Source organism: Streptomyces albospinus (assembly GCF_014648695.1).
GTDB classification, from domain to species: Bacteria; Actinomycetota; Actinomycetes; order Streptomycetales; family Streptomycetaceae; genus Streptomyces; species Streptomyces albospinus.
Genome location: NZ_BMRP01000015.1, coordinates 118,193 through 123,868 on the forward strand (window position 1 = coordinate 118,193; position 5,676 = coordinate 123,868).

At 74.8% G+C, this 5,676-nt stretch carries 6 protein-coding genes; all 6 read right to left on the bottom strand.

Features of this window, described 5'->3' with window-relative positions; all coding sequences use genetic code 11:
• Positions 1-88 precede the first annotated feature (88 nt).
• Positions 89-1,432 (bottom strand): beta-ketoacyl-[acyl-carrier-protein] synthase family protein, encoded by a 1,344-nt coding sequence (locus tag IEZ17_RS21425; protein WP_229852474.1) that lies wholly within the window; start codon positions 1,430-1,432, stop codon positions 89-91.
• Positions 1,429-1,683 carry a phosphopantetheine-binding protein gene (locus IEZ17_RS21430; protein WP_189302540.1) on the bottom strand — a complete coding sequence of 85 codons (255 nt, stop codon included), beginning with the start codon at positions 1,681-1,683 and terminating at the stop codon, positions 1,429-1,431. The genes IEZ17_RS21425 and IEZ17_RS21430 overlap by 4 nt, the downstream gene beginning before the upstream one ends.
• Positions 1,656-2,783 carry a beta-ketoacyl-ACP synthase III gene (locus IEZ17_RS21435; RefSeq protein ID WP_189302542.1) on the bottom strand — a complete coding sequence of 376 codons (1,128 nt, stop codon included), beginning with the start codon at positions 2,781-2,783 and terminating at the stop codon, positions 1,656-1,658. Before IEZ17_RS21435 ends, IEZ17_RS21430 begins: the two co-directional genes overlap by 28 nt.
• A 4-nt stretch (positions 2,784-2,787) precedes the next feature.
• Entirely contained in the window at positions 2,788-3,630 is an 843-nt protein-coding gene (locus IEZ17_RS21440) for an SDR family NAD(P)-dependent oxidoreductase (protein WP_189302544.1), read from the bottom strand.
• Complete coding sequence (locus IEZ17_RS21445; RefSeq protein WP_189302679.1) at positions 3,617-4,651, bottom strand: 3-oxoacyl-ACP synthase III family protein; 1,035 nt, start codon at positions 4,649-4,651, stop codon at positions 3,617-3,619. The genes IEZ17_RS21440 and IEZ17_RS21445 overlap by 14 nt, the downstream gene beginning before the upstream one ends.
• A gap of 41 nt (positions 4,652-4,692) precedes the next feature.
• Positions 4,693-5,676: acyl-CoA dehydrogenase family protein (locus IEZ17_RS42585; RefSeq protein ID WP_308427683.1), on the bottom strand; the 984-nt coding region annotated here is incomplete at its 5' end.

Sequence of the window (5,676 nt, forward strand, 5' to 3'; positions counted from 1 at the left end):
CGCCGCCCGCCGGCGACCGGCGACGGTGCGGGTACGGCGGTGGAGGGGCGGCGGGGTGCCGTGAGGGTGGGTGTGTCTGCGGCCGGTGTCAGGAGGCCGGGTCGAGGTGAGGGCCGGGGCGGGTGGGGGACGGTGTGCCGGCCGGCGGAGCACCGAGGGGGCGCGGGGCGGGGGTGAAGGCGAGAACCGTGTTGTGACCGCCGAAGCCGCAGGAGACACTCAGGGCGAGGTCGATGCGCTGTCTGCGGGCCGTCCGGGCCACCACGTCGAGGACGGCGGTATGGGCTTCGGGGGTGTGGAAGTTGGCCGTGGGTGGGGCGAGTTGGTGCTGCACGGTCAGGACGGTGAGGGCCGCCTCGATGGCGCCGGCCGCGCCCATGGTGTGGCCGAGTACACCCTTGGCCGAGGTGACGGACGGGTCGGCGGCGCCGAAGAGGCCGTGCAGGGCGGACGCTTCGGTACGGTCGTTGAGCGGGGTGCCGGTGCCGTGGGCGTTGACGTGGGCGACATCGGCCGGCGTCGCGGCGGCGCGGCCGAGGGCTTGTCGTAGGGCGGCGCGCAGCCCGCGGCCGTCCGGGCTGGGGGCGACCGGGTGGTGGGCGTCGGTCGCCGAGCCGTGCCCGGTGAGCAGGGCCCGGGTGGGTGCGCGGCGCGCCGCCGCGTCCGCGGCACGTTCCAGGATCAGCACGCCGGCGCCCTCCGCCAGGACGAAGCCGTCGCGGGTGGCGTCGAAGGGGCGGGAGGCCGCCGGGGGGTCGTCGAGGCGGTGGGAGAGCGCTCCGGCGCGGGCGAACGCGGTGACGCACAGGGGGGTGATCATGGCGTCGCTGCCGCCTGCGACCGCGATGTCGCAGGCGTCGCTGGCAAGGAGCATGGCAGCGGTGGCCAGGGCGGTGGCGCCCGAGGCGCAGGCGGTGGCGGTGTGCAGGACCGGGCCGCGCACCCCCAGGTCGATCGCCAGCTGGCCGGCCGCCATGTTGGGGAGGAAGGCCGGCAGGGTGAGGGGGGACACCGAGCGGTGCCCGGTGGTGAGCAGCTTGCGGTGCTGCTGCTCATAGGTGCCCACGCCGCCCGCGGCCGACCCCAGCACGAGAGCCACGCGGGCGGCGGGCCAGTCCCGCGACGCGGGGTCGAGACCCGCGTCGCGGACGGCTTCCCGGGCCGCGGTCAGCGCGAAGTGCGTGAACCGGTCGTAGCGCCACGGCTGGGCGCCGCCCACCTGCGTGCGCGCGTCGAAGCCGGGGACGCGGCAGGAGATGGTGACCGGCAGTCCGGCGAGTCCGGGGTCGGCCGCGGCGGTCGGCCGGCCGGCGCAGACGCCTTTCCAGGTGTCGTCGGCGCCGATCCCGGCCGGGGTGACAAGGCCGATTCCGGTGACCGCCACGGGAGTTGGCGGGGACATCGACAGTGCGGCGGACGTGGCGGCCGTCATGGCGCGGCGGTTCCGGACTGCTCGCTCAGCAGACCGCGTACGGTCTTGGCGAGGTCGTCGAGGGTGATGTCGGCCGCGGCGTCGTCGTCCAGGTCGATGTGCCAGAGCTCCTGGAGGGTGACGGCGAACTCGACGACGGCGAGGGAGTCGAGGTCCATGTCGGTGAGGGTGGAGTCGGGGAGGATGGCGTCGGCGGGGACGTCGAATTTGTCGGTGAGCAGGGTCACGAGGTGCTGGAGGACATCGTCCATGGCTGCGTCCTTGGGTGAGGTGAGGCGGGGGACGGTTCGGCGGTGGGGCGGGGGTGCGGAGGGTGGTGCCGGGGGGTGGCCGAGGGCCAGGTCAGGGCGATCGAGCCCCAGGTGAGGCCGCCGCCGAAAGCGGTCAGGAGGGTACGGGCGCCGGGGGGTACGAGTCCCTGTGCGGCGGTGTCGGCGAGGGCCAGGGGAATCGAGGCGGCGGCGGTGTTGGCGACGTCCTGGATGTTGCCGAAGCGGTGCCGGGGGTCGATGTCGAGCCGGTCGGCGACGGAGTCGAGGATCCGCTGGTTGGCCTGGTGGCCGATGAAGGCTCCGACGGTGGCGGGTGCCCAGCCCGCCCGGTGCAGTGCGGCGCGGGAGGACTGGGTCATGCGGCGTACGGCCTGTGCGTAGACGTCGCGGCCCTGCATCCGGAAGTAGCGGTCGTGGCGGGTGAGTTGCTGTGCGGCGAGGGGCATGCGGGAGCCGCCGCCGTTGATGGCGATCAGGTCGCAGCGGGAGCCGTCGGAGCCGAGGTCGGTGGCGATGACGGCGCCCGGCTGCCCGGGGTCGGCGTCGCGCAGGACGACCGCGCCGGCGCCGTCGCCGAAGATGTAGGCGGTGTCGCGGTCGAGGGGGTCGATGATGCTGGAGTAGGTCTCGGCGGCGATGACCAGCGGCCGGGCGCAGGACCCGCTGAGCAGGAGCGCGGTGGCGAGGGACACCCCGTAGACGAAGCCCGAGCAGACGGCTGCCAGGTCGAAGGCGGGGATGGTGGACAGGCCGAGGCGGTGGGCGACCTCCGGTGCGGTGGCCGGGCAGTGCCGGTCGGGTGTGGTGGTGGCGAGCAGGAGCAGGTCGGGGGGTGGGCCGCCGGCGGATTCGAGGGCGGCGCGGCCCGCGGCGGTGGCGAGCTCGCCGGTGGCGATGCCGGGGGCGGCACGGCGGCGGTTGACGATGCCGGTGCGGGAGCGGATCCAGGCGTCGGAGGTCCGGAGGCCTCCCTGGCGCGTCAGCTCCTCGTTGGAGACCACGCGCGGGGGCAGCGAGGAGCCGATACCGCAGATGACCGCGGCGCGCTGGGGAGTCGGGGCGGTGCGCTGTCCGGTCACGGGGTCACACCCCCGCGAACGGGGAGGACGGCTTGGGAATGCCGGCGAGGCCGCCGTCCGGCACCGACATGCCGCCGTCCATCACGAGGGCCTGGCCGGTCAGGTAGCCGGCGGCGGGCGAGGCCAGGTAGAGCGCCGCCCAGGCGGCCTCCTCCGGCTCCGCCCAGCGGCCCAGCGGCACATGGGCCATCAGCCAGTCGGAGACCGGCGCGGTGCGGTGGGCGAAGGCCGTCATATCGGTCCGCGTCCACCCCGGGCACAGGGCGTTGACGCGTACGCCGTCGCGCGCCCAGCCGGCCGCGAGACTGCGGGCCAGCGACACCTGGCCCGCCTTGGTGGCCGCGTACGCCTCCATCATGGGCGCCCCGATCACGCCGGCCACGGACGACATCAGCACCAGGCTGGCCCGCGGTGAGGCGGTCAGGTGTCGGTGGGCGTGCCGGCACAGGACGGCGGTCGCGTTGAGGTTGACGGTGACGACGTGGTCCCAGTCGTCCTGGTGGGAGCCGGGCAGCGGGACGGGCAGCGGTGTGCCATCCGGCCGGGCGGGCAGCACACCGGCGTTGTGGACGACGATGTCGATCCCGCCGAGGGCGTCGGCGGCCTCGTCGACGACCCGGCCGGCGGCGGCGGGTTCGGCGAAGTCCCCCGCCACCAGGTGCACGGCGCGGTCCCGCTGCGCGACCTCTGCGGCGGTGTCCTTGAGGGCCGGTTCGGTGCGGGCGGACAGCGCGAGGTCGGCTCCGGCGTCGGCCAGGGCCAGGGCGACGGCCCGGCCGATGCCGCGGGAGGCCCCGGTGACCAGGGCGCGGGCGCCGTCGAGACGGAAGGCTTCAGCGGTGTGCATGGTGGAGCGTCCCTTCGCTTGCCGCGGCCCGCTGCGGAGCGATGCGGATGGTGGGGGCACCGCTCCAGGTCAGCAGGGCACTGCCCCAGGTCATACCGGCGCCGAACGTGGCGGTCAGGATGCGGGATCGGGGGGTGAGAAGTCCGTTGGCGGCGGCGGTGGCCAGTGCGTACGGCGTGGAGGCGGCGCCGATGTTGCCGACCTCCTGGGCGACGATCGGGAGCCGGTCGACGGGGATGCCCAGGTCGGTGGCGACGGCACGGAGCAGCTTCGGGTTGGGCTGGTGGGTGATGAAGGCGTCGATGTCCTGGAGCCGCAGGCGGTTGCGGGCCAGGCTGTCGCGCACCACCAGGGGGAACATGGCGGTGATGAAGTCCCGCACGGCGCGTCCGTCCATGTGGATGGTGTGGGCGCCGGTGCGGAGCGTGGTGCTGCTGGCGGGCCTTCTGCTGCCGCCGGCGGGGATGAGGACCCGGTCGGCGAGGGTTCCGTCCGAGCCCAGGTGGAAGTCGCAGAACCCCTGTCCGGGCGGGACCGGCCCGAGGACGGATGCCGCGGCGCCGTCGGCGAAGAGGACGGCGGTGCCGCGGTCGGCGGGGTCGAGGAATTTCGAGTACGCCTCCACGCCCACGACCGCGGCGTACCGTGCGTACGGATCGGACCGCAGCCAGTCGTGCGCCACCCGGGCCGCGAACAGCCAGCCCGAGCAGGCGGCGCTGACGTCGAGCGCGACGGCGTTGCGCGCCTTGGTGAGGGCCTGTACCCGGCAGGCGGTGGACGGGCCCAGCTCGTCGGGGGTGGAGGTGGCGAGCACGAGCAGGTCGATCTGCTCGATGTCGAGGCCGGCCGCGGCGACGGCGGCCCGTACGGCGCAGGCCGCCAGGTCGGAGGCCGCCTCGTGGGGCGCTGCGATGTGGCGGTTGCGCACTCCGGTGCGTTGGGTGATCCAGTCGGCGGTGACGCCCGCGCCGGACGCGACTTCGTCGTTGGGGCGTCGCCGGGAGGGGAGGAAGGTGCCCATGCCGAGGACGCCGATGGGGCGGGCGGGGTGGTCGTTGAGGGTCACGTGGGTACTCCGGGGTGCCAGGTGAGGGTGTCGCCGAGCGCGGCGGCGTAGTCGGGGTCGGACAGCGGGGTGGGGAGGAGGTCGTCGGGGGTGCCCAGGGCCTCGATCAGCGTCGTCAGGTGCGGCATGAGGCGTTCGCACTGGCGGTCCGCGGTGTCGTTCAGGGTGGCCGCCCGGGTGGGGCCGAGGAGTCCGGTCCATTGCAGCGGGCCGGCCAGCCGGAGGGCTTGGGTCGTGCCGTAGAGGGCGGCGAGGGTGCTCAACGGGCCCCGTGCGGTGGGGTCGTGGACCGCGGCGAGGGTGTCGGCGACGCTCTGTGCGGCCAGTCGCAGGGTGTGGATCTCGCCGAGCTGCCGGGTGTGTTCGAGTACGGGGTTCCACAGCGCCATCTGGCTCAGGTGCGGGGTGCGGCGGGTGCGGAGGGTCGTGTGCAGGTCGCCCGCCAGTCGCCGCTCCAGCGCTCCGACGAGGCCCGGCCACCATGCGGGACTGTCCGGGTCCGGGTGCCCCGGCGGGGTGGACGGGGTGGGCGCGGTGTCTTCGGTGTGCTCTTCGGCCAGCGCGCGGCCGATGTCGAGCAGGATGAGCCGGTTGTCGCCGCCGGCGCTGTCGAAGGAGTGGGCGAAGCCGTGGTATGCGGAGAGCCGGTTGACGGCGAGGTAGCCGGCGAGACCGCAGCGGTGCTGGCATTCGCCCGTGACGTGCGCGGCTCCTGCCACCGCGAGTGCCTTGAAGGCGGCGAGGCGGCGGTCCACGGATGCCCAGGGCGCGAAGGCCATGTCCGGTGGGGTACCGCTCGTGGTGCCGGTGGTGGTGCGGCCGTCCAGGGTGAACGTCCAGAGGTCCCTGGCGGTTTGGGCCGCGCAGGTCAGCGCGAAGGCTTCGGCCAGTGCGGAGAGCAGCGTCCGCTGCTGGGTGCGGTAGGCCAGGACCGGGGAGCCGGGAGCGAGTCTGCCGTGCGAGCGGCGGTGGCGCGAGTG